This is a genomic window from Roseobacter sp. AzwK-3b (genome assembly GCF_000170875.1).
Lineage (GTDB): Bacteria > Pseudomonadota > Alphaproteobacteria > Rhodobacterales > Rhodobacteraceae > Roseovarius > Roseovarius litoreus.
Window position 1 is genome coordinate 1 of sequence record NZ_ABCR01000005.1, and the last position, 21,992, is coordinate 21,992.

24 protein-coding genes are annotated in these 21,992 nt (G+C 61.9%); 7 read left to right on the top strand and 17 right to left on the bottom strand.

Annotation, left to right across the window (positions count from 1 at the left end):
* From RAZWK3B_RS09945 to RAZWK3B_RS09980, 8 genes are all read right to left on the bottom strand, one after another.
* A partial coding sequence (locus RAZWK3B_RS09945) for an ABC transporter permease (RefSeq protein ID WP_007814696.1) occupies positions 1 to 805 on the bottom strand: 805 nt, incomplete at its 3' end.
* The gene (locus RAZWK3B_RS09950; RefSeq protein ID WP_007814697.1) at positions 802 to 1,686 is read right to left on the bottom strand and encodes an ABC transporter permease; all 885 of its coding nucleotides are present in this window, start codon (positions 1,684 to 1,686) and stop codon (positions 802 to 804) included. The genes RAZWK3B_RS09945 and RAZWK3B_RS09950, both read right to left, overlap by 4 nt.
* An 83-nt stretch (positions 1,687 to 1,769) precedes the next feature.
* A complete protein-coding gene (locus RAZWK3B_RS09955) occupies positions 1,770 to 2,486 on the bottom strand; it encodes a transporter substrate-binding domain-containing protein (protein WP_007814698.1) in 717 nt (238 codons plus the stop codon).
* Positions 2,487 to 2,511: 25 nt separating this feature from the next.
* Entirely contained in the window at positions 2,512 to 3,288 is a 777-nt protein-coding gene (locus RAZWK3B_RS09960; RefSeq protein WP_007814699.1) for an ABC transporter ATP-binding protein, read from the bottom strand.
* A 288-nt stretch (positions 3,289 to 3,576) separates the two neighbouring features.
* Positions 3,577 to 4,017 carry a tellurite resistance TerB family protein gene (locus tag RAZWK3B_RS09965; protein ID WP_007814705.1) on the bottom strand — a complete coding sequence of 147 codons (441 nt, stop codon included), beginning with the start codon at positions 4,015 to 4,017 and terminating at the stop codon, positions 3,577 to 3,579.
* Between the two features lie 38 nt (positions 4,018 to 4,055).
* A complete protein-coding gene (locus RAZWK3B_RS09970; protein WP_037295586.1) occupies positions 4,056 to 4,499 on the bottom strand; it encodes a tellurite resistance TerB family protein in 444 nt (147 codons plus the stop codon).
* Position 4,500: 1 nt separating this feature from the next.
* The gene (locus tag RAZWK3B_RS09975; protein WP_007814709.1) at positions 4,501 to 4,794 is read right to left on the bottom strand and encodes a DUF1330 domain-containing protein; all 294 of its coding nucleotides are present in this window, start codon (positions 4,792 to 4,794) and stop codon (positions 4,501 to 4,503) included.
* A 17-nt stretch (positions 4,795 to 4,811) separates the two neighbouring features.
* Positions 4,812 to 5,540, bottom strand: coding sequence for a hypothetical protein (locus RAZWK3B_RS09980; protein WP_198133276.1), 729 nt, complete (start codon positions 5,538 to 5,540; stop codon positions 4,812 to 4,814).
* An 89-nt stretch (positions 5,541 to 5,629) separates the two neighbouring features.
* Between RAZWK3B_RS09980 and RAZWK3B_RS09985 the strand changes: the two genes are divergently transcribed.
* Positions 5,630 to 6,211, top strand: coding sequence for a hypothetical protein (locus RAZWK3B_RS09985; protein WP_007814712.1), 582 nt, complete (start codon positions 5,630 to 5,632; stop codon positions 6,209 to 6,211).
* A gap of 33 nt (positions 6,212 to 6,244) precedes the next feature.
* On the opposite strand, the gene RAZWK3B_RS09990 is transcribed toward RAZWK3B_RS09985, so the two are convergent.
* The 6 genes from RAZWK3B_RS09990 to RAZWK3B_RS10015 form a co-directional block, all read right to left on the bottom strand.
* A complete protein-coding gene (locus RAZWK3B_RS09990) occupies positions 6,245 to 7,066 on the bottom strand; it encodes a GlxA family transcriptional regulator (RefSeq protein ID WP_286131803.1) in 822 nt (273 codons plus the stop codon).
* Positions 7,067 to 7,253: 187 nt separating this feature from the next.
* On the bottom strand, positions 7,254 to 8,360 hold the full coding sequence (locus RAZWK3B_RS09995; protein WP_007814725.1) for an ABC transporter ATP-binding protein: 1,107 nt from the start codon (positions 8,358 to 8,360) through the stop codon (positions 7,254 to 7,256).
* Entirely contained in the window at positions 8,357 to 9,157 is an 801-nt protein-coding gene (locus RAZWK3B_RS10000; RefSeq protein WP_007814727.1) for an ABC transporter permease, read from the bottom strand. Before RAZWK3B_RS10000 ends, RAZWK3B_RS09995 begins: the two co-directional genes overlap by 4 nt.
* The gene (locus RAZWK3B_RS10005) at positions 9,154 to 10,002 is read right to left on the bottom strand and encodes an ABC transporter permease (protein ID WP_007814729.1); all 849 of its coding nucleotides are present in this window, start codon (positions 10,000 to 10,002) and stop codon (positions 9,154 to 9,156) included. Before RAZWK3B_RS10005 ends, RAZWK3B_RS10000 begins: the two co-directional genes overlap by 4 nt.
* Positions 10,003 to 10,074: 72 nt before the next feature.
* Positions 10,075 to 11,193: a polyamine ABC transporter substrate-binding protein gene (locus tag RAZWK3B_RS10010; protein ID WP_007814731.1), complete on the bottom strand. Its 1,119-nt coding sequence runs from the start codon at positions 11,191 to 11,193 to the stop codon at positions 10,075 to 10,077.
* A gap of 50 nt (positions 11,194 to 11,243) precedes the next feature.
* A complete protein-coding gene (locus RAZWK3B_RS10015; RefSeq protein ID WP_007814732.1) occupies positions 11,244 to 12,044 on the bottom strand; it encodes a creatininase in 801 nt (266 codons plus the stop codon).
* Positions 12,045 to 12,138: 94 nt separating this feature from the next.
* Between RAZWK3B_RS10015 and RAZWK3B_RS10020 the strand changes: the two genes are divergently transcribed.
* On the top strand, positions 12,139 to 13,029 hold the full coding sequence (locus RAZWK3B_RS10020) for a LysR substrate-binding domain-containing protein (protein WP_007814734.1): 891 nt from the start codon (positions 12,139 to 12,141) through the stop codon (positions 13,027 to 13,029).
* A gap of 103 nt (positions 13,030 to 13,132) precedes the next feature.
* Complete coding sequence (locus RAZWK3B_RS10025) at positions 13,133 to 14,350, top strand: M24 family metallopeptidase (RefSeq protein WP_007814735.1); 1,218 nt, start codon at positions 13,133 to 13,135, stop codon at positions 14,348 to 14,350.
* Positions 14,351 to 14,853: 503 nt separating this feature from the next.
* Here RAZWK3B_RS10025 and RAZWK3B_RS10030 read toward each other — a convergent pair.
* Entirely contained in the window at positions 14,854 to 15,090 is a 237-nt protein-coding gene (locus tag RAZWK3B_RS10030; RefSeq protein ID WP_007814740.1) for a DUF2842 domain-containing protein, read from the bottom strand.
* 28 nt (positions 15,091 to 15,118) lie between these two features.
* The gene (locus RAZWK3B_RS10035; RefSeq protein ID WP_007814742.1) at positions 15,119 to 16,414 is read right to left on the bottom strand and encodes an adenylosuccinate synthase; all 1,296 of its coding nucleotides are present in this window, start codon (positions 16,412 to 16,414) and stop codon (positions 15,119 to 15,121) included.
* Between the two features lie 186 nt (positions 16,415 to 16,600).
* On the opposite strand from RAZWK3B_RS10035, the gene secG reads away from it, so the two are divergent.
* Positions 16,601 to 16,966: a preprotein translocase subunit SecG gene (secG, locus tag RAZWK3B_RS10040; RefSeq protein ID WP_007814743.1), complete on the top strand. Its 366-nt coding sequence runs from the start codon at positions 16,601 to 16,603 to the stop codon at positions 16,964 to 16,966.
* Between the two features lie 172 nt (positions 16,967 to 17,138).
* The gene (pyrG, locus tag RAZWK3B_RS10045; protein WP_007814745.1) at positions 17,139 to 18,782 is read left to right on the top strand and encodes a CTP synthase; all 1,644 of its coding nucleotides are present in this window, start codon (positions 17,139 to 17,141) and stop codon (positions 18,780 to 18,782) included.
* A 94-nt stretch (positions 18,783 to 18,876) separates the two neighbouring features.
* Here pyrG and ribA read toward each other — a convergent pair whose 3' ends face one another.
* Positions 18,877 to 19,968, bottom strand: coding sequence for a GTP cyclohydrolase II (gene ribA, locus RAZWK3B_RS10050; RefSeq protein WP_007814753.1), 1,092 nt, complete (start codon positions 19,966 to 19,968; stop codon positions 18,877 to 18,879).
* A 162-nt stretch (positions 19,969 to 20,130) separates the two neighbouring features.
* Between ribA and RAZWK3B_RS10055 the strand changes: the two genes are divergently transcribed.
* Both RAZWK3B_RS10055 and RAZWK3B_RS10060 read left to right on the top strand, forming a co-directional pair.
* A complete protein-coding gene (locus RAZWK3B_RS10055; protein WP_007814754.1) occupies positions 20,131 to 20,817 on the top strand; it encodes a response regulator transcription factor in 687 nt (228 codons plus the stop codon).
* Between the two features lie 257 nt (positions 20,818 to 21,074).
* Positions 21,075 to 21,863: an exodeoxyribonuclease III gene (locus RAZWK3B_RS10060; RefSeq protein WP_007814755.1), complete on the top strand. Its 789-nt coding sequence runs from the start codon at positions 21,075 to 21,077 to the stop codon at positions 21,861 to 21,863.
* Positions 21,864 to 21,992: the final 129 nt, after the last annotated feature.

Genomic DNA, 21,992 nt, shown 5'->3' on the forward strand with positions numbered 1-21,992 from the left:
AGCGGATGATGTTGAGCCGGAGCTTGAGCCGTCGCCGCGCTTCTTTGGGGAGATGCCGGTTCAGACGGCTGTTGATCAGGCCGAACAGGCCGAGGATAATCAGGGTAAGCAGAATGAAGTAGCCGGCGAGGATCGGGTAGGGCACGAAGGGGTTGAACGTCTTGTCCGCGAAGTAATTGGCGTAATAAAGCGCGTCGCCGCGTTGCTGCCAGGCGGGAAAGCCCGAGAAGAAGACCAGTGTCGTGGCGTGAAAGAGAAAGATCGCCTCGTTGGTATAGGCGGGCCATGCAAGGCGCAGCATGGTGGGCCAGATGATCCGGCGAAAGCGCGCCCAGCCGGAAAAACCATAGGCGTCGGCGGCGTCCACATCGCCTTTGGCGATTGAGCGCAGCGCGCCGTAAAAGATCTCGCCGGAATAGGCGGCGGTGTTGAAAAACAGCACGATCAGCGCGCCTGCCCAGGCCGAGGTGAAAGGATCGAAGATCGGGCTCACGGATTTGAGCGACAGAAATGCGAAATAGGCAAAGAAGAACTGGATGAAGAGCGGCGAGCCGCGGAAGATGAAGATGAACCATGTGCTGGCGACACGTATAGCCCGGTTGCGCGCGCCCTTGCCGATGGCCAGCGCGGTTGCCAGAAAGAACCCCGCAAGCAGCGCCAGCGTGCCGAAATAGATGTTCCAAAGCAGGCCTGAGCCGATCAGGGTGACTTGCTCGCAAAGGGTGAAGTCTTCGCGGGGCAGCAGACGTTCGCCGATGCCGAGGCTGCGCAGGCCGTAATCCTGAATGGTCTGCCAGCAGCTCATGCGGCGGCCTTTCGCTGCGCGTCGCCGCCGGTGGTGGCCTGCCCATGAGTTAGTTTCTGCATGAGGCGTTCGAGAAACACCTCGGAAATCCGGGTGAAGCCGAGATAGAACACCAGAAGTGCAAGGAAATACCACACGCGCCAGTCGCCGTGCGGGTAGTCGGTGAAACGTGGATTGGCCGTGCCGCCCAGTTCGCGCGCCCAATAGACGATATCCTCGATTCCCAGCAGGAACAGCAGCGGCGTCGCCTTGATCAGCACCATCCAAAGGTTGCCCAGACCGGGAAGCGCATAGACCCACATCTGCGGCACCAGAATGCGCCAGAAGATCTGGCGCCGCGTCATCCCGTAAGCAGCGGCGGTTTCAAGCTGGGCCTGGGGCACGGCGCGCATGGCGCCGTAGAGCACATTCGCTGCGAAGGCGCCGAACACGATTGCAAAGGTCAGCACCGCCAGCGAGAAGCCGTATATTTCATGGACCCATTGCGGCGCATTGCCGAGCGGCAGCTTGGCCTGGGTGCAGACCACGAAATCATTGCCTTGCCGGATCGGCTGATCCCAATCGGGGCAGAGCAGCTGGTGGCGCATCAATTCGAAGCCCTGATCCAGGGCGATCACGAAGAACATGAAGAAAGCGATATCCGGGACGCCCCGGACGATCGCGATATAGCCCTTGCCCAGCCAGGTGACCGGCCAGATCCGCGACCGTGCCGCCGCCGCTCCGCCGAAGCCGAACAGCAGCGCCGTGGGGGCGGTGATCGCCAGCAGCAAAAGCACAACCCCGAAGGAGATATAGAACTGCATGTGCTTGCCGGTCGTCAGGTAGCACGACAGCCATGTGAGCCCTGACAGCGTTTGGGGGTCTGTGCAGTAGGAAAACATGCCGGTGCATCCTGCAGGGGTCGGCCCCGGTCTGAGGAGCGGGACGAGGGAGGGCCGGGTTCTATGCCCGGCCCATCAGAGGATCAGAAGGTCGAGGAAACCTCCCATTTGGTTATCAACTCGTTCAGGCTGCCATCGTCCTTCATCGACTGGATGGCGGCATCGAACGTGTCGCGCAATTCGGCATCCGATTCCCGGATGCCCATGCCGACGCCACCGCCAAGCGGCACATCGGGGCCGACGATCATCAGCTCGGCATCTTCCTCGGCGATGGGTGTGAGGAACGACTTGTCGGCCAGAACCGCGTCCGCCTCGCCGTTGCGCACGGCGGCGATGGTTTCCTCGGGCGTGGCGAATTCGACCAGCGTGGCGCCCTGCTCGGCGATATAGGCGGCCTGAATCGTGCCGGATTGCGCGGCGATCACACCGGCTGTCAGGTCGATATCTTCCGACATCGCCAGATAGGCCGAGGGATCGGGCGGCGTGTAGTTCTGAGTGAAGTCGATGACTTGATCGCGCTCGTCGGTGATCGACATGCCGGCGATGATCGCATCGTAGTTGCCCGAGACAAGGTTGGGAATGATGCTGTCCCAATCATTTGTGACCCATTGACAGGTCAGCTGAGCGCGATCACACAGCTCGTCCCCCAACTCGCGCTCGAAGCCGTCAACCTGGCCCGCGTCATTGAGAAAGTTCCACGGAGGATAGGCGCCCTCGGTGCCGAGGCGAACGACGTCCTGAGCCATCGCGAGATTGGCCGAAAAGGCCAGTGCTGCAGTGGAAAGGATGATTTTTTTCATATGGTTGCTCCCGTTAATTGATGTTTTACGCGGCCATTGTCGAGTTGAGAAACTGCCGCAGACGTTCGGATTTTGGGGCTTTGAACAGGATGTCGGGTGCGCCTTCTTCCTCGATCAGGCCCTGATGTAAAAAGACAACGTGATCAGAGACATCCGCCGCCATCTTCATGTCATGGGTGACGATCATCATGGTCCGGCCTTCCGAGGCCAGATCCTTGATGACGCGCACCACTTCCTGTTCCAGTTCCGGATCGAGCGCGCTGGTGGGTTCGTCGAAGAGCAGCGCCTCGGGCTCCATGCAGAGCGCGCGGGCAATCGCGGTGCGCTGTTGCTGGCCGCCCGAAAGCTGTGCCGGGTAGGCGTCGCATTTGTCGCTGATGCCCACCTTGTCGAGATAGGCGCGCGCGGCCTTTTCGACGTCGGCACGGTCACGGCCCAGCACGGTCACCGGGGCTTCCATCACGTTCTGCAGGATCGTCATATGTGCCCAGAGATTGAACTGCTGAAAGACCATCGACAGATTCGTGCGGATGCGAAGAACCTGATTGAAATCAGCAGGATGGCGATCAAGGCCCTGACCCGTCCACTTGACCGGTTCGCCCTTGAACAGGATATCGCCCTGCTGGCTGTCCTCGAGCAGGTTGGCGCAGCGCAGGATGGTGGACTTCCCGGATCCCGAGGATCCGATCAGCGAGACGACGTTGCCGCGGTGGGCGGTGATATCAACGCCCTTGATCACTTCAAGCGCCCCATAGGCCTTGTGAAGGTTGCGGATTTCTATGACAGGCGTGTCTTTGGTCAAATGCTGGGTCCGTCGGTTGGGCCACGTGATTGCGAAAGTAGAAAGAAAAAACTGCATGTTGCAACTTGCAAAACGAAAGATATGCCCGATTGGGCACCGTTTTGACGTTTGGTCATGCCGCTTCGGGCGGTAGCGGCGAGCGATTGGGCGGGATGAGGGCGGTTCGTACGAATATGCAGGCGATTTCGTACGAGTCTGGAATTAGCCTTTCAGCCGATCCAATCGCCACGGCGCACGGATCATCGGCGGCCACCGTTGGGGGGCGGTTCGGCTTCGCCTCGCCTTCGGTCAGGGGCGTTGATCGACCCGTCGGCGTGCCAAGGCGCTGTCGCGGTCGTTCACACCCAGAAGGTTGGCCACGAGCCGCACCAGGGCGTCTTCGTTCTGATCGCGCGCCCCGTCGGCCAGAGCGACTTCCCACAGCGCCTCGATCACGCCGACACGCTCGTCATAGGGAACGGCGTCCTTGATGGCGCGGGTGAAGCGCACGGTGTCGGGCGCTTCGGACTCCAGTTGTTCGGCCTCGGCGCGCAGGGCGGCGGCGGCGGATTTGTCCAGATGATACCGGGCCGAAATGATCCGGTCGATGCGGATGATCTCGGAGGCGGCGTAATGGCTGTCGGACCGCGCCAGACGCACCAGAAGGGCGGTCAGGGCGCGGCGCGCGTCGGCGTCGTCAAGCGGTTCGGGTTCGGGTTGGACGAGCTTTTTGAGAAGATCTGCGAACATGGGGGGAATATAGGCTTTCGTGTCGGGGGCGAAAAGGGCTATCGGGTTTCGTTGAGCGCACGGTCGCGGGCGGCGTCGCTGTCGGCCTCGGACAGGCCCAGTGCCTCTTGTGCGGTCTGGATGACGGCGATTTCCTCGTCCTGCCCGACATCGTCGGACAGAACCACCTCCCACAGGGCCTCGAGCGCGTCGATGCGCGCCTCATGCGGCACGGCTTCGCGGATGAGATGCGCCAGCGCCCCGGTATCGGGAAACGCATGTTCCAGCTTTTCGCAGGTGGCGCGCATCTTGGCCGCCTCGATCGGGCCGATTGCATTGACGCGGGACAGCAACCGGTCGATGCGGCGGATTTCCTCGAACCGGTAGAGGTGATCGGATTTCGCGACGCGGACCATCAGCGCGCCGAGCGCCAGCTTGGCGTCCGGTTCCGGCAGGGGTTGCGGCTTGGGGGCGAGCAAGGCGGCCAGCAATCGGTTCAAGATGTCACTCCCCGTAGCCCTCGACGATCACCAGATCGCCGGTCGAGACCGGGTCGCGCAGCGCTTTGGCGGCCTGGTACCCTGGTGAGTCGTAGCAGGCCAATGCGGCGGCATAGCTGGGAAATTCAATCACCACGGTGCGGGCGCGGACCTGCCCCTCGCGGGTGTCGCAGGGGCCGCCACGCACCAGAAAGCGCGCGCCGTATTCTGCGAAGGGCGCGGCATTGGCGGCTTTGTAGTCCTCGTAAGCTTGCGGGTCCTCCACATCGACATGCGCGACCCAATATCCTTTCGGCATGACCTATCCCTTTGTTGTCAAAACGCCATGGGCGCAGTTTGATAGAGGATATCGTCCAAGGCAATCCCGCCCGGATCGTCATTCGTGACGGTGATCGCGGCGATATCGGCCATACCGTCGCTGCGCCGAAAGCCCAGCTCGGTGATGCCGGTCTCCAGCCTGCGGCGGACCTGTCCGATCAGCGCGCCGTCGCGCCGGTAAAAGGCGAGGGTGAGTGTGCCTTGTGGTTGCGCGGCGCCAAGCGGGGCGGCGTAATCGCTGTGAATGCGCAGGCCGATGGCGCGCTGGCCGTGATCGAAGAGAAGTGCCACCGATCCTTCGCCGCGCGCGGCGAGCGCGGGAAACCCGGCGGGGCCAAGTGGAAAGAGCGCGTTGGAGCCAAATCCGCGGTGATGCGCAACCGAAAGCGCGGCGCCCGGCAGGCCCGCGGCGATCGCCAGCGGCGCTGTCGGGAGACCCTGCAAGACGTCATGCGGCTCGCCTGTGACCTGCTGGCCTGCAAGCCGTTCGCCCAGCCAAACAAGGCCTTCGCGCATGGGGGCATCCAGCCGGATGCCCGGCTCGGCGCGGCGCGGCAGGGTCTCGAAATCAAGTTTGGCGTCAAGCTCGACTTCGAGCAGGGCATATGCCGCGTTTATCAGGGCCGCATCTGCCCGGGCAGGGCCGGCCAGCGCATGCGCCAGCGCCAGCATGGCGAGAAAACTGGCAATATTGCGTTTGTTTCGGAATGGCCTCAGAACGGACACAATTGCTCCCAAGAAATTGCGATATCCGGGGACAATCTAAACGCGACTGTCACCGGGTGACATGGCAATATAGCTTGCGGAGCGATTTCATGCAGAATTTTGAGGAGTTCGACTGGCTTACCGGGTCAGAGGACGAGCACCTTGCCATGGCCTGGCAGGCGGACCCCGCGCAGCTGCGCGATCTGGCGCGGCGCTATGATTGGTCGATGTATCCCGAAGCTGTCATGGGATGGGTCATGGCGCAGGCCTGCATTGATCTGGGATCGGCGCTCACGGCGTTCTTCAATGGCGACCCCGAGCGCTTCAACTATATTCCGAAGCGGCAGGTTACCAAGGAATATCAGCCTGTTGCGGTGTTGCTGGATAATATCGTGCGCCGGGTGAACAGCGGGTTTTACCTGGTAGATCCGGGCCGGGACGTGGCCAGCCGCAAGACGCTGGCGAAATGGCTGACCTATCAGGAGGCGGATCGGCTGGAGGGGCGGCAGGGCCGCTATGTGCTGGACGAGAAAATCCTGAGCACGCTTCTTGACGATACGCTGCGGCTTGACCGCGTGACCGAGACCGCCAGCTACAATTCCGATCCGAGCCTGTGGCGCGATCTTTTGAGCCCGGTGATGGATCTTGGCGTGCCACGCCGATTCTTGCGGTTCAAATCTGGGGATCGGTGAGGGGGCGCGTGTCCGCGCGCCTCGAAGGAAAGGTCAGACGGCCTTGCGCCCCTTGGCTGGCGAATAGCCGAAACGCGCCCGAAAGCTTTTGGTGAACACCACCGGAGAGGTAAAGCCCGACGCCACGGCGATTTCGGTCACGCTGAGATCGGTTTCGCGCATCAGGCTGCGCGCATGATCCAGACGCAGATCGCGGAAATAGCGGTAGGGCGTTTGATGCAGGTATTTGACGAAGAGGCGTTCCATCTGTCGGCGCGAACAGCCTGCGGCCTCGGCCAGGTCATCCATGCTCACGGGTGTTTCGATATTGGCCTGCATCGCCTTGATCGCGCGCACAAGCAGCGGGTTGCGGCTGTCGAGTGCATTGCTGATCGAGGCGCGCTGCGGGGCGCGTTGGGCGCGGCGTTGCGTGTGCAGGCACATATCGGCGACCACATCGGCAAAGCTTCGGCCGTAATCGGCTTCGATCCGGTCGAGCATCATGTCGGCCGCACCGACCCCACCGCCGCAGGTGAAGATCGGGCCATCCACTTCGCAGGTATTGGCAGTCACCTCGACGCCGGGAAATGTCTCGCGGAAGGCGGGTTGGTTTTCCCAATGGAGCGTCGCGCGCCTGCCCTCGAGCAGGCCGGCCTGTGCGAGTGCTATGGCGCCGGTGCAGATGCCGCCGATACGCCCTCCGAAGCGCGCGTGCTGGCGCAAGAGAGCCAGCAGATCCCGGCTGACGCGTTTTGGGCGCACGGTGCCGCCGCAGACCACGATATCGGTCTCGCGGGGCAGGGGGGCGAGCGGTTGATCGACATTCACGGACATGCCGCAGGAACTGACCACGGGGCTGCCATCGGCGGACATCACCGTCCAGCGATAGAGCGGTTGTTGGGCCAGCTGGTTGGCGATGCGCAGCGGATCGATCGCGGCGCTGAAGGCCAGAAGCGTGAAATCCGGCAGAAGGTGAAAGGCGAAATGCCGAACGCCTGTGGTGGGCTTGACCGCAAAGAACGCGGCCCCTTACGGAATGATGGGCGCGCGGGCGGCGAAGGTGTCATTCTCCAGGCAGGACATGGCAGCATTCCGGGGTCCAATGCAGGATATGTTTGCTTCCGGGGCGCAGATCGAGGCTGGCCAGCTCGTGATGGCTTTTCTGGACCTTCAATTCGGTGCCGCTGTCGGTTTCGAGAAAGATGACGGCAGAGGCGCCGACGAATTCCTCACCTACCACACGTGCGGCGATGCCGGGCACGCCCGAGGCGACGGGGCTGATCGCCATGTTTTCGGCGCTGACGATGAAGCTTACGGTGTCGCCCTTGGCCCTTGAGGGCGCGGCGGTCGAGCCGATGGTGAAGCGGCCATGCGCGGTTTCGACCGTCCATGTCTTGTCCGATGTGTCGGCCAGCGTGCCGCTGAAGATATTGGCCGATCCGAGGAATTCCGCGACGAAGCGGTTGCGCGGGGCATGGTAGATCTCTTGCGGGGTGCCGATCTGTTCGATCTTGCCGCGGCTCATGATCACGACGCGGTCGGCCATGGAAAACGCCTCGGACATGGAATGGGTGACATAGACGAAGGTGATGCCCAGTTCCTTTTGCAGATTGGACAGCACAGCCTGCATCCGTACCTTGAGATGGGCATCCAGCGCCGAGAGCGGTTCATCCAGCAGCAGGATCTTGGGTTCGGTCACAAGCGCACGGGCCAGAGCGACGCGCTGGCGCTGGCCGCCGGAAAGCTGGGCGATGTTGCGGTCCGCGAATTCCAGGATCTGCATCCTGTCCAGCCATTTGCGGGCGCGGGTGACGCGCTCGGCCTTGGCGACGCCGCGCATCTTGAGGCTGAATTCGACGTTTTCCTGCACCGTCAGCAACGGAAAGAGCGCCAGGCTTTGCCAGACCATCGGCGTGTCGCGTTCCCATGTGGCCTTGCCGTTCACGCGCACCCCATCAAGATAGATATTGCCTTCGGTGGGGTCCTCGAGACCGGCCAGCATCCGCAAGGTCGTGGTCTTGCCGCAGCCTGACGAGCCCATGATCGCGAGAAACTCGCCGCGTCCGATCTCGAAATCGGCCCGCTCGACGGCGGTGAAGTCGCCGAATTTCTTGACCACGCCTTCAAGCTTCACGATGGCGTCGGATTGGATGATGGAACGCATGTTCATGGCCTGTCCTTTGAAGAATTGCGCAACAGCATCTGCGCCAGGATGATGAGGGTGATCGAGCTGAGAAACGCCAGCGATCCGATCGCGTTGATACGCGGGCTGACCTGGCCCTGCAGAAAGCCGAGGATCTTCACGGGCAGCGTTTCGTTGAGACCGGAAACGAACCAGGCCACGGCGAATTCATCGAAGGACACAGCCATCGTGATGAAGAGTGCGGCAAGGATCGCGGGCTTGGTGAAGGGGATGATGACATGGCGCAACGTGGCCCATTCATTGCCGCCGAGATTCCACGACGCCGCTTCGAGGTCGCGGTCCATCTGCGACAGGCGCAGGCGGATGATCGCCATGGCGAAGGGGCTGCACATCACGCCATGCGCGATGATGACGGAAACGGTGCTGCCCGAAAGGTTGACCCGCGACAGAAAGGCCAGCATCGCAAGCCCCATGATGACCACCGGGATCGTGGGCGGCAGAAGGGCGAGGGCGAGATAGACCTTCTTGCCGAGAAAGTTGTAGCGAAAATCGGTATAGGCGCCACCGAAGCCCAGCACAGTGGCGATCACCGCCACGATCAGGCCGACGATCACGGTATTGAAGAACCCGGCCCAGACGAAGGGATCTTCCCAGATCAGCCGATACCACTCGGTCGAGACGTCCCCGAGTGGGAGCGAGGGAAAACGATCCGAGTTGAGTGAAAAGACGAAGCTTCCAAGGATCGGCGCGAAAATGAAGAGCACGCAGACCAGAATATAAAGCTTGAGACCTGCATTGATGAGACGGTTTCGGTTGCCAGTCATTTTCCACGCTCCTTGTAGGCAAAGCTGATGGCGGCGAAGGCGACTGTCAGCAAAGTGACGATCATCATGAGGGCCACCACGGCGGCCCGCGGCCATTGCTGGCCGGATTTGGTGATGTCGGTAATCATGATCGACAGGGTCGGCGGGTTGCCTCCGCCCAGATAGAGCGGGCTTACGAAATCGCCGAAGGACAGGATGAAGGCGAAGAGTGCGGCGATGACCAGCCCCACCCGCGCCGAGGGCACGATCACCGACAGCACCGTGCGCAGCCGTCCGCAGCGCAGGTTATGCGCCGCCTCGACCAGATCGCGGTTCACGAAATTCAGGCTGAAGACCTGCAGCAGGATGACCAGCGGCAGGCACAGCGTCACCATGCCGACCAGCGTGCCGAAGGTGGTGTTGAGCATGGCGAAGGGTCCGATCCCCAGCGTTCCGAGTGCGGCATTGATGATGCCCGCATCCGACAAAAAGACCTGCAGCGCGTAGACGCGCACAAGGTAGCTGGTGAAAAACGGGATGATGAGCACGAAGATCACCCATTGCTTGGCCCGCTCCGACAGCTTGAAGGAAATCGCATAGGCGGCGGGAAAGGCGATGGCGCTTGTCAGCACGGCGCTTGCCGTGGCCAGAAGCGCCGAGCGCGTATAGGCGTCCCAGAAGGTGTTCCGTGTCAGGATGCGCTCCCAGTTGCCGAAATTCAGATCCGGCGTCATCTGGAAATTGCGCACGCTCCAGAAGCTGATGGCGATCAGGAACAGCAGCGGAAAGGCGAAGAAGGCCAGTTGCCAGATCAGCAGCGGCAAGGACAACACGAGCGAAAACAGGCTGGGGCGGGATCGGGTCATGTGTTCGGGCTTTCACTGGGGCAGGAACGAGGCCGCCGGACGCCGCGAGACGGGCGCCCGGCATCACTCGGATCAGGCGCCCTTGTAGTCGGACCAGAAGTCGTTCCAGTCCTCGAGGCTTTGTTGCACGGGCAGTTGGCGATACTGGATGCGACCCTCGCGAATCATGTCCATGGCGTTGCGGGCACCCAGAACCATGTTCTGGCGCTTGGCTTCGGCGAGGTTGTCGGCGTTGAGCACCTCCCAGCCCTTCTTGTTGGGCACCAATGCGGGATAGGCGGCCATGTCGGCTGATTTCGCCTGTCCCTCGGCCGAGGTGATCCACTGGATCCATTTGCGGGCCATCTCGTAATTGGCCGTGCCCTTGCCGATCGAGAAGGACTCGGTCCACTGTAGCCCGCCTTCTTCTGGGATGGTGGTGCGGACCTTGGCGCCGTTCTTTTCCAGCACGCCGGTGATCCAGTCGCCGATCCCGGCAAAGGCCAGCATCTGCCCGTCATTGAGCGACGAGAACGTGCCGCCATAATCGAAGAACCCGCCGACCTGACCGCGCATGGCCATCGTGGCCTCTTGCAGCTTGTCCCAGCCGGCGTCGTCGATGTCATAGGCAGAGCCATTGCCGGCGGCGAGGCTCATTTGCCCGAGATTGGGCAGATGCCAGTCGAAATGGCCGACCTTGCCGGTCACGCGCGGATCGGAGAAGACCGAATAGCTGGCGGCGTCCTTTTCGCTGAGAACATCGGTATTATGCGCGACACCCAGAAAGCCGAAGCGGGTGATGACCGAATAGAGCGTGTCACCCTGCCAATGGCCGGGGAATTTCTGAAATTCGGGGAAGAAATCGTCAAAGGCGTAATCGGCGGCATCGAGCGGCTCGATATAGCCTGCGGCATTGAGCTGCTGCACATATTCTGCGTCCGACAGGATCACGTCATAGGTGCCGGGCGGGGACTGGGCGATGAGGCCCAGCATGTTGTCGCCGCCGGTATAGTATTTGGGCGTGAACTTGACGATGTTGGCCTCTTCAAACGCGCCGACGATGTCGGGTTCGGCATGGCCATACCATGCCAGCATTGACAGGTTGACGGTCTGGGCCGCGGCGCGGATCGACAGGAACGGCGTGGCAAGTGCGGCTCCGGCGGTCATCTGCAGAATTCGGCGGCGGCTATGTGTGGCAGAGGGGCGTGTCATGGGGTGGTCTCCGTGTTGGTCTTTGTTTTGGTCTTGATTGGCTGGGCCGGTCACTCTGCGGCGACGCGGGCCTTGGTGCGAAACTCGGTCTGAAGAGCCGCGACGATGCCGCGCGTGCAGACATCGAGCAGGATGTCGCCTTTTTCGGCGCTGGCGTTCCTTGGTGAAGAGAGCGTGCCACTCGCCGGGGTCCATTCGGGATGCGGGGGGTAGACATCATAGGGTGGAAAGCTGGCGGGGGCGTGATCGACAGCGCGTTCCAGCGACACCAGATCGGGATAAAGGCGCAGCATCAGCGAGGTTTCCAGCACCCCGCCATGTTCGATGTCCCAGCCCAGGAAGCCTTCGGGATAAAGCCGGTCGATGGCGGGCTGATCGACGAAATCCCAATAGGACAGCACCACCACCTTGGTGTCGTGAATGCCCGACCAGCCCAATTCGCGAAGCGCAAGATCGATCCCTTCGGCAATGAACCACGAGTTTTCGAAATGTCCGTTGACGATGCAGATCTGGCGGTTGCCGTGCCGCGCGAATTCGCGGATCACGTCGCGCAGCGCATGCACAAGGCTCATGCCATCCAGGCTTGTGGTGCCGGGGAAGAAATTGCCGCCGCCGCATTTCTGCTGGGATTTGTAGCCATAGGTGAAGGGCGGGGCCACGAGGCCGCCGACCTCAAGCGCCACGCGGCGGGCGAATTCCGTGGGCAGCAGCACATCGACATGCATCGGCATGTGGTGGCCGTGCTGTTCCATCGAGCCGAAGGGAATGAGAATCGGGACATTTCCCTGACGGACGCGTCTCTGATAGTCCGGCCAAGGTAATTCTGCCGCAAAAACGGTATCTTGGGCCATTTGGTCCTCATGTCTTGAAGGTATGGGGACCGTAGAACAGCTTGCTCTATGCGCAAAATTCATAGTACCAATGTATGAATAAGGATTCTTAATCATGCGCCATTTCGTCAATCTTCAAACCGACCTGATCCGCACCTTCGTGACCGTGGTGGATTTGGGGAACTATACCGAAACCGGCCAGGTTCTTGGCCGAACGCAGCCTGCAATCTCTCTGCAAATCAAGAGGTTGGAGGATCTGGTGGGGGCCAAGCTCTTGCAGCACAAGGGTAAGGTGCTGGAGTTGACGCCGCAGGGGCATGCATTGATCGGCTATGCGCGCGAGATGCTGCGCCTGAATGATCGGGCGGTGGCCAATCTGCAGGAGGCCAAATTCATGGGCACTCTGCGGGTCGGCCTGCCTACGGATTACGCGATTGGATATTTCCAGCGCCTGATCGCGGATTTTGCGCGGGCGCATCCCGATGTGAGCCTTGATATCCGCTGCGACTGGAGCCGGAACATCCTGAGCCAGCTGCATGTGGACGAGCTGGACCTGGCCATCGCCATCACCGACACGATGCCGGCGCCTTACGTGTCGCTTTACTGGTCCGAGCGGCCCTTCTGGGTCTGCGGGCGGGAGTATCAGTTCAGCCCCGACAAGCCGGTGCAGGTGCTGGCCCATCCCAAGGGCTGTTTCTATCGCAAGCGGATGATCGACGCGCTGAATACCGAAGGGCGGGAATGGCGGATCTGCTTCGAAAGCCCTGGCATCTCCGCGCTTCAGAATGCGGTTCTTGATGGTATGGGGGTCACGGCGCTCACGAAAAAGACGTTGTTGCCGGGGATGAGGGTGCTGACGCCCAAAGAAGGGTTTCCGCCGCTGGCGAACCTGCATGTCGGCTTGTTCTACAAGCATATCAAGGCATCGGATGCGGCGCTCAAGCTGATCGAGCAGATCACCGAGGGCGTCAGCGCATTCCGCAAGCCGACACTGGCGCGCGGATGACATGCATTTCCAAATCTAATTCTCAGATCAGAACTATTAATTTTATTTCAAAATGCTTTGCTGTTAGCGGATTGGATATCCACCACATCAAGGAGATCCTCGAATGCTTGACGACATGCTCCACGTGACCGAATGGCACAATGGAGAAAAGGAATTTTCGCCTTTTTCCGACAACGAAATGGCGCGCAGGCAGAATGAACTGCGCGACTGGATGGCCAAGAACGACGTCGATGCGGTGCTGCTCACGTCTTATCACTGCATTACATATTACTCAGGCTGGCTGTATTGCTATTTCGGTCGCAAATACGGAATGGTGATCGACCAGAAGACTGCCACCACCGTTTCGGCGGGCATCGATGGCGGTCAACCCTGGCGCCGGAGCTTTGGCAACAACGTCACCTATACCGATTGGCGGCGCGACAATTTCTATCGTGCAGTGCAGGGGCTTACCCAGGGCGCGCGGCGTGTGGGCATCGAGTTCGACCATGTCTCGCTGGAATATCGCGATCTGTTGCAGGATGCGCTGCCGGGTGTGGACTTCGTCGATGTCAGCCAGCCGTCGATGTGGATGCGCACGATCAAATCAGACGAGGAGATCAAGCTGATCCGCGAAGGCGCACGGGTGGCGGATGTCGGCGGTTATGCCGTGGCCGCCGCCGTGCAAGCGGGCGTGCCGGAGCATGAGGTCGCCATCGCGGGCACCAATGCGATGATCCGCGAGATCGCCAAATCCTTCCCCTTTGTCGAGTTGATGGACACCTGGACCTGGTTCCAGTCAGGTATCAATACCGACGGTGCGCATAACCCGGTGACGAACCGCGTGGTGCAATCGGGCGATATCCTCAGCCTCAACACCTTTCCGATGATCTTCGGCTATTACACCGCGCTGGAGCGCACGCTGTTTTGCGACTCGGTGGATGATGCGAGCTTGGATGTCTGGGAAAAGAACGTGGCAGTGCATCGTCGCGGACTCGAGCTTATGAAGCCGGGTGCGCGCTGCATGGATATCGCGATCGAACTGAACGAGATGTATCGCGAATGGGACCTGCTGAAATACCGCTCGTTCGGCTATGGCCACAGCTTTGGCGTGCTCAGTCACTATTACGGGCGCGAGGCCGGGGTCGAACTGCGCGAGGATATCGACACGGTGCTCAAGCCCGGCATGGTCGTGTCCATGGAGCCGATGGTCATGATCCCCGAAGGGGCGCCCGGTGCGGGCGGCTACCGCGAGCATGATATCCTCGTGATCGGCGAGGATGGGGCGGAGAACATCACCGGGTTTCCCTTCGGCCCCGAGCACAACATCGTCGGCTCCAACTGATCGCGCGAGATGCGCGGCGGACTTTCGGTGATGATTGCGGCGGCCAGCGTTTTTCTGACGCTGGCCGCCATTGCCTGTGCGCCGCCCGGGGGCGGGGTGACGTGCCACGAGATTTTTCGCTCCATTTGGAATTAGGGTCCGGACCTACGAAGGGACGGACCATGAAGCGAACGCGCTATACAGAAGAAAAGATCATCGGCATTTTGACCGAGCATGAGGCCGGCGCGAACTGCGCTGATCTGTGCCGCGGTCCCTTTCCTGTGGCGGCGCGCCGGTGATGGGCGGGGGCCTCCGGCGGGGATATTTGAGGCCAGAAGAAGCGCCGGGATGCGAGATTAGAGACGCATGAGCCATTTGCGCAGGTGACACCGCAGGACGCGCGCCGAGGTCGTCTTGTGCTGCTCCTGCGTGGTCTGCCTGTGATGTCGGCTTGGATGGAGATCTGGCGGAGTTTGCGAAGCGGGCTCGAGGTCAGACCCTGTGGCGCGCGGGGCAGACAGGTGTCAGCGCGACTCATCCTCGGGTCGGGCGTCAGGGTCGGGTTGGCCGATGCCCTTGAAGATGAATTTGAACGGCGTGATCCACAAGACACCGAGGCCCACATAGATCGCGAACTCCAGCCAGAGCGGAGGGCGGTCGAAGAGATCGACGAGGTTGACGGCTGCCACGATATAGAGCGGCAAGCCGATCAGCAGGATCACCAGAGACCAGCGCTTGCGCGCCTTGTAGCTCAGCTGCATGTGCCCTCCGCTTCGGGGGTGGATCGGATCAATCGGCGAACGGGTCGGTCACGAGGATCGTGTCTTCGCGCTCGGGTGACGTGGAAAGTAGGGCAACGGGGCAGTCGATCAACTCTTCGACGCGGCGCACGTATTTGATCGCGTTGGCGGGCAGGTCGGCCCAGCTGCGCGCGCCTTCGGTCGACTCGCTCCAGCCGGGCATTTCCTCGTAGATGGGGCGGCAGCGGGCCTGCTGATCGGCGGCTGTCGGAAGGTAGTCCATCCGCTGGCCGTCAAGCTCGTAGGCGACGCAGATCTTGAGCGTCTCGAACCCGTCGAGCACATCGAGCTTGGTCAGGGAAATGCCGTTGACGCCGCTTGTCGCGCAGGTCTGACGCACGAGGGCCGCATCGAACCAGCCGCAGCGGCGCTTGCGGCCGGTGACCGTGCCGAATTCATGCCCGCGCGTGCCGAGCCGCGTGCCGTCTTCGTCTTCAAGTTCGGTCGGGAAGGGGCCTTCGCCGACGCGGGTGGTATAGGCTTTGACGATGCCCAGCACGTAATCGATCGATCCCGGTCCCAGCCCGACGCCGGTGGCGGCCTGTCCCGCGATCACATTCGAGGAGGTGACGAAAGGGTAGGTGCCGAAATCGATATCCAGAAGCGCGCCCTGAGCGCCTTCGAAGAGGATGCGCTGACCGGCCTTGCGCCGCTCTCCCAGCACCTTCCAGACGGGCGCCGCGAAAGGCAGGACCTGTGGTGCGATCTCCTTGAGCTGCGCGATCAGGGCGTCGCGGTCCACCGGGGCGATGCCAAGGCCGCGGCGCAGCGGATCGTGGTGCTGCAGCGCCCGGTCGACCCGCGCCACCAGCGTCGCCTCGTCCGACAGATCGGCCACCCGCACCGAACGCCGGCCCACCTTGTCCTCATAGGCCGGCCCGATCCCGCGACCGGTCGTGCCGATCTTGGTGCCTTTGTAGGCGGCTTCCTCGCGGGCGCGATCCAATTCGCCATGGATGGGCAGGATCAGCGGCGTATTCTCCGCGATCATCAGTGTTTCGGGCGAGATCTCGACGCCCTGGTCGCGGATCGACGCGATCTCTTTCACCAGGTGCCACGGATCGAGCACCACGCCATTGCCGATCACGCTCAGCTTGCCGCCCCGCACCACACCCGAGGGCAGCGCGTTGAGCTTGTAGACCTTGCCATCGATCACCAGCGTGTGCCCGGCATTGTGCCCGCCCTGAAAGCGGACGATCACATCGGCGCGCTGGCTGAGCCAGTCGACGATCTTGCCTTTTCCCTCGTCGCCCCACTGGGCGCCCACGACGACGACATTTGCCATGATGATCCTCTCGGTGATGGTCTTCGGACGAAACCCGCGCCGGTATAGCGGGCTGCGCGGCTGCGTGAAACAGCAAATTGACACCGTCTGGCGGGTGTGGGCCGATTGTCGGGTTGCGGGGTGCGCCCGAATTGCATAGATAGCCCGTCAGACGCCACTACCCGTATCCGACAAAGGCCGCCCTCAATGGAAAACGTCGTCCTCACTGTGCATCTCCTTCTGGCCCTCGCCCTGATCGGCGTGGTGCTGCTGCAGCGCTCCGAAGGCGGGGGGCTTGGCATGGGCGGTGGCGGCGGTGGCGCCATGACAGGCCGGGCCGCGGCCACGGCTCTGGGCAAGGTCACCTGGATCCTGGCGATCGCCTTCATCATCACGTCGCTGACGCTTACTGTTCTGGCTGCGCAAAAGGCGGGGGGATCGTCCGTGCTCGACCGGATCACCGACGCGCCGCTGCGCGAAGAGCCGGCCGATCCTGTTCTGCCCGGCACGGGCGGCGATCTGTTGCCGCCGTCTGCGGACGATACTGCGCCGCTCACGCCGACAGCTGACTGACCACAATGGCTTGATGAATGGCCGACAGCCGCAGCAGCATCTTGCGGTGAGCTTGCGCATGTCGCGAGAATCCATTATACGTCGAGTCCCGTGATGCCATGGCCGAATCCGGCTGGACAGGGCTCTGAACTGGCCTGATATCAGGCTGACACTCACGGGGGATCGCCAGCGCATGGCACGGTATATTTTCATCACGGGCGGCGTCGTTTCCTCACTCGGCAAGGGGCTGGCCTCGGCGGCACTGGGCGCGCTGTTGCAGGCGCGCGGCTTCTCTGTCCGCCTGCGCAAGCTCGATCCCTATCTCAACGTCGATCCCGGCACGATGTCGCCCTTTGAGCATGGCGAGGTGTTCGTCACCGATGACGGGGCGGAAACCGATCTCGATCTGGGCCATTACGAACGCTTCACGGGTGTGCCTGCCAGGATGAGCGACTCGGTCAGCTCGGGGCGCATCTACTCCAACGTGCTCGAGAAAGAGCGCCGCGGCGATTACCTGGGCAAGACGATCCAGGTCGTGCCGCATGTGACCAACGAGATCAAGGACTGGCTCGCCATCGGCGATGACGAGGTCGATTTCATGCTCTGCGAGATCGGCGGCACGGTGGGCGACATCGAGGGGCTGCCCTTCTTCGAGGCGATCCGTCAGTTCGGCCATGACCGTCCGCGTGGCAATTGCATCTACATGCATCTGACGCTGTTGCCCTATCTTGCCGCCAGTGGCGAGCTCAAGACCAAGCCGACCCAGCATTCGGTCAAGGAGCTGCAATCCATCGGCATCGCGCCCGATATCCTTGTCTGCCGCTCCGAGCAGCCCATTCCCGACAAGGAACGCGAGAAGATCGCGCTGTTTTGCAATGTGCGCAAATCCGACGTGATCCCGGCCTATGACCTCGGCTCGATCTACGAGGCCCCGCTTGCCTATCATCACGAGGGGCTCGATCAGGCGGTGCTCGACGCGTTCCAGATTTCTCCCGCGCCCAAGCCCGACCTCAGCAAATGGCTCGATGTGGTGGACCGCATCCACCATACCGACGGCGAGGTGACGGTGGCCATCGTCGGCAAATACACCCAGCTCGAGGATGCCTACAAATCCATCAAGGAGGCGCTGACCCATGGCGGCATGGCCAACCGCGTCAAGGTGCGGGTGCAATGGGTCGATGCCGAGATCTTCGATACAGAGGATCCCGCCCCCCATCTCGAGGGCTTCCATGCGATTCTCGTGCCTGGCGGCTTCGGCGAGCGCGGCACCGAAGGCAAGATCAAGGCGGCGCAATTCGCCCGCGAGCGCAAGATCCCCTATCTCGGCATCTGCCTCGGCATGCAGATGGCGGTGATCGAGGCGGCGCGCAATCTCGCCGGATTGACCGATGCCGGCTCCGAGGAATTCGACCACGAAGCCGGAAAGAAACGCTTCACACCCGTCGTCTATCACCTCAAGGAATGGGTGCAGGGCAACGAAAAGGTCAAGCGCAACGTCTCGGACGACAAGGGCGGCACCATGCGTCTTGGCGCCTATGATGCCACCTTGAAAGAAGGCAGCCGCGTGGCCGGGGTCTATGGCACCACCGCGATCGACGAGCGTCACCGCCACCGCTACGAGGTGGATATCAAGTATCGCGAAAAACTCGAAGCGGTCGGCCTGTGCTTTTCCGGCATGTCACCCGATGGCCGCCTGCCCGAGATCGTGGAATGGTCGGATCACCCCTGGTTCATCGGCGTGCAGTTCCACCCCGAGCTGAAATCCAAACCCTTCGCGCCGCATCCGCTGTTCGCCGATTTCATCCGCGCCGCGCTGGAAACCTCGCGACTGGTCTGACCCCGGCCGATCGGCGCGGCGCAATCGGCGCTTCTTCTGGCCTCAAATATCCCCGCCGGAGGCCCCCGCCTCACATCGGCACCACGCCGCAGGATTACAGCAGGTGGCCGGATTTCGCCGCCTTGGTGGCCAGATAGGCGCGGTTATGGCTGTTCTCGCCCACCTTCAGGGGCACGCGTTCGGCCACGGTGACGCCGCAGTGCTCCATCATGGCGATCTTGCCGGGATTGTTGGTCAGCAGTCGGACCGACGAAAAGCCCATCCGCTTGAGAATGTCGGCGCCGATGCGGAAATCGCGCTCGTCATCCTCGAAGCCCAGCCGGTGATTGGCTTCGACCGTGTCAAAGCCCTGATCCTGCAGGCTATAGGCGCGCATCTTGTTGGCAAGGCCGATGCCGCGCCCTTCCTGATTGAGATAGAGCAGCACGCCCGCGCCCTCGGCGCCCATCTGGGCGAGGGCGCCGCGCAATTGCGGGCCGCAATCGCATTTCAGACTGCCCATCAGGTCGCCGGTGAAACAGGCCGAATGCAACCGCGCCAGAACCGGGGCGTCGCGGCGGGGCTGGCCGATCTCGATGGCGTAATGCTCCTCGCCGCCATCCTCGGGACGGAAGATATGCAGCCGGCCCGCCTCGGACACGGCCAGCGGCAGCCGGGCGCTCACCACCGGATCGAGCGGGCTTGACCGCGACATGAGCGCTGCCGCCTCCACGCCGGGGATCCGGGTCAGGTGGTGGGCCTCGGCAAACGCTTCGGCGGCTGTCAGATCCAGCATCAGCGCCGCGGGCAAGAGGCGCGCGGATTTCACCAGATCGAGCGCCAGACGGTGCAGATCCGCCGATCCGTCACGCGCCGTCATCAGCGGGCCTTTCATCGGGGTCTTCAGATCGTCGGCGGGATCGGCCACCCCCAGAACCCATGACAGGCTGGCATCGGGGGGCACGATCACCCGCGCCAGATCGCCGTCATAGGCCCGCGCCTTGAGCGTCTGCGCGCGTCGCGCGCTGATCGCCAGAACCGGCTGCTGGCCAAGCGCGCGCAGATCGGCCAGACGCTGCGCATCCAGCGTTTCGGCGGCCAGCACCAGCGCGGCCTCGCGGTCGTTCTGCAGCACCACGGGCACGCCCATGCGCAGATCGGCTCTGGCCCGGGCGAGCGTTTCGATCAGGTCGGGGGCAAGGGTCATGGCGGGCCTTTCCAGATTTCGGCCCGTCAGATGTAGGGCTTTTTGAAACGAAATGAAATATTCCCTCGCAACCCAACACGTGGGCGTGAAGGGGATGTTGCAAATCTTGCTCTTTCGCATCTTCGGGCGCATCTGTGATCAAACAGCGCGAGGATGATTGTGATGGGACAGCTCAAGAAAATACTTCTGGTGGACGATGACGAGGATCTGCGCGAGGCGCTGAGCGAGCAGCTCGTGATGACCGAGGATTTCGATGTCTTCGAAGCCGGCACCGGCGCGGATGCGATGGCCCGCGCACGCGACGGCATCTATGATCTGGTGATCCTCGATGTCGGCCTGCCCGATACCGATGGCCGCGAATTGTGCCGGCTCATGCGCAAGCAGGGCGTGAAAGCGCCGATCATGATGCTGACGGGCCATGACGGGGATGCCGACACGATCCTCGGGCTTGATGCGGGCGCCAATGACTATATCACCAAGCCCTTCAAGTTCCCGGTTCTGCTGGCGCGGATCCGTGCACAGTTGCGCCAGCACGAGCAGTCCGAGGATGCGATTTTCCACCTTGGACCCTATACGTTCAAGCCCGCGATGAAGATTCTCATAGACGAAAGCGACCGCAAGATCCGGCTGACCGAGAAGGAAACCAATATCCTGAAATTCCTGTATCGCTCGCCGGATGGCGTTGTGGCACGTGATGTGCTTCTACATGAGGTGTGGGGCTACAATGCCGGTGTGACGACGCATACGCTGGAGACGCATATTTACCGCCTGCGCCAGAAGATCGAGCCGGACCCCTCGAATGCGCGCCTGCTGGTCACGGAATCGGGCGGTTATCGTCTTTTGATGTGACATTGGCACGCAACCTGCAGGGTTGATTGATATTGACCCAGATCAATGCAGGCGGTCGCGCTTTGCGGCATCCTGAACCCAATCCCGTCGCATGTGCGGGTTATCACATGCAACCTCCCTGTTGGACTGGCCCCGGCTTCGTGCCGGGGCCTTTTTTTGTGTCCCTTGGCCGCGCCCGCGCGATATGCGGGTGGCATCCCGGCCCCTCCGCGGTATAGACCAAGGCAATCGGGAGATGACCACGAAAGGGGCGACAGATGGCATTCACGCTGGCCACATGGAACATCAATTCGGTCCGTCTGCGCGAGGGGCTGGTGGCCAGGCTCTTGCGCGAGGAAGCGCCGGATATCCTGTGCCTGCAGGAATGCAAAAGCCCGGTCGACAAGATCCCCGCCGAAAGCTTTGCCGCACTTGGCTACCCCTATATGGTGGCGCGCGGGCAAAAGGGCTATAACGGCGTGGCGATCCTGTCGAAACTGCCGATCGAGGATGCGGGCGACATGGATTTCGCCGCATTGGGCCATGCAAGGCATGTGGCGGGGCGTCTGGAAAACGGCGTGGTGATCCATAATTTCTACGTGCCTGCGGGCGGTGATATCCCGGATCGCGAGAAGAACGAGAAATTCGGCCAGAAGCTGGATTATCTGACCGAGATGCGCGACTGGTTCCGCGACGGGCGCCCGCAAAAGGCGATCCTTGTGGGCGATCTCAACATCGCCCCGCGCGAAGATGATGTCTGGTCGCACAAGCAACTTCTCAAGGTGGTGAGCCACACCCCCATCGAAGTGGCGCATCTGGGCGATGTGCAGGAGGCTGGCGGCTGGGTAGACGTCACCCGAAGCGACATTCCCGAGGGCCAGTTGTACAGCTGGTGGTCCTACCGCGCCAAGGACTGGGACGCCGCCGACAAGGGGCGGCGGCTGGATCATGTGTGGGCCTCAGCCGATTTGCGGCACGCATTTCATTCGAGCCGCGTGTTGCGCGCTGCGCGCGGGTGGGAGCAACCCAGCGATCACGCCCCGGTTTTCGCGACATTCGACTGCTGAACGCCGCGGCCCGCGTGACAAAGGGGCCAAAGGTAAGGTTTTCCATACTTATATTTAAATGCTGCTATGTAACAACAGCGTCAGAAGGGCGGACAATGTTAAGTGTTGTCTGTGTACGATTGCCAGGGG

Bases quoted from the DNA above. Each gene is read 5' to 3' on its own strand.
- RAZWK3B_RS10035 (WP_007814742.1), bottom strand. From the start codon at position 16,414: ATGGCAAATGTCGTCGTCGTGGGCGCCCAGTGGGGCGACGAGGGAAAA.
- RAZWK3B_RS09955 (WP_007814698.1), bottom strand. From the start codon at position 2,486: ATGAAAAAAATCATCCTTTCCACTGCAGCACTGGCCTTTTCGGCCAAT.
- RAZWK3B_RS09995 (WP_007814725.1), bottom strand. From the start codon at position 8,360: ATGAACATGCGTTCCATCATCCAATCCGACGCCATCGTGAAGCTTGAA.
- RAZWK3B_RS10060 (WP_007814755.1), top strand. From the start codon at position 21,075: ATGGCATTCACGCTGGCCACATGGAACATCAATTCGGTCCGTCTGCGC.
- RAZWK3B_RS10055 (WP_007814754.1), top strand. From the start codon at position 20,131: ATGGGACAGCTCAAGAAAATACTTCTGGTGGACGATGACGAGGATCTG.
- RAZWK3B_RS10030 (WP_007814740.1), bottom strand. From the start codon at position 15,090: ATGCAGCTGAGCTACAAGGCGCGCAAGCGCTGGTCTCTGGTGATCCTG.
- RAZWK3B_RS10000 (WP_007814727.1), bottom strand. From the start codon at position 9,157: ATGACTGGCAACCGAAACCGTCTCATCAATGCAGGTCTCAAGCTTTAT.
- RAZWK3B_RS10020 (WP_007814734.1), top strand. From the start codon at position 12,139: ATGCGCCATTTCGTCAATCTTCAAACCGACCTGATCCGCACCTTCGTG.
- pyrG (WP_007814745.1), top strand. From the start codon at position 17,139: ATGGCACGGTATATTTTCATCACGGGCGGCGTCGTTTCCTCACTCGGC.
- ribA (WP_007814753.1), bottom strand. From the start codon at position 19,968: ATGACCCTTGCCCCCGACCTGATCGAAACGCTCGCCCGGGCCAGAGCC.
- RAZWK3B_RS10010 (WP_007814731.1), bottom strand. From the start codon at position 11,193: ATGACACGCCCCTCTGCCACACATAGCCGCCGCCGAATTCTGCAGATG.
- RAZWK3B_RS09975 (WP_007814709.1), bottom strand. From the start codon at position 4,794: ATGCCGAAAGGATATTGGGTCGCGCATGTCGATGTGGAGGACCCGCAA.
- RAZWK3B_RS09985 (WP_007814712.1), top strand. From the start codon at position 5,630: ATGCAGAATTTTGAGGAGTTCGACTGGCTTACCGGGTCAGAGGACGAG.
- RAZWK3B_RS10005 (WP_007814729.1), bottom strand. From the start codon at position 10,002: ATGACCCGATCCCGCCCCAGCCTGTTTTCGCTCGTGTTGTCCTTGCCG.
- RAZWK3B_RS10015 (WP_007814732.1), bottom strand. From the start codon at position 12,044: ATGGCCCAAGATACCGTTTTTGCGGCAGAATTACCTTGGCCGGACTAT.
- secG (WP_007814743.1), top strand. From the start codon at position 16,601: ATGGAAAACGTCGTCCTCACTGTGCATCTCCTTCTGGCCCTCGCCCTG.
- RAZWK3B_RS09950 (WP_007814697.1), bottom strand. From the start codon at position 1,686: ATGTTTTCCTACTGCACAGACCCCCAAACGCTGTCAGGGCTCACATGG.
- RAZWK3B_RS09965 (WP_007814705.1), bottom strand. From the start codon at position 4,017: ATGTTCGCAGATCTTCTCAAAAAGCTCGTCCAACCCGAACCCGAACCG.
- RAZWK3B_RS10025 (WP_007814735.1), top strand. From the start codon at position 13,133: ATGCTTGACGACATGCTCCACGTGACCGAATGGCACAATGGAGAAAAG.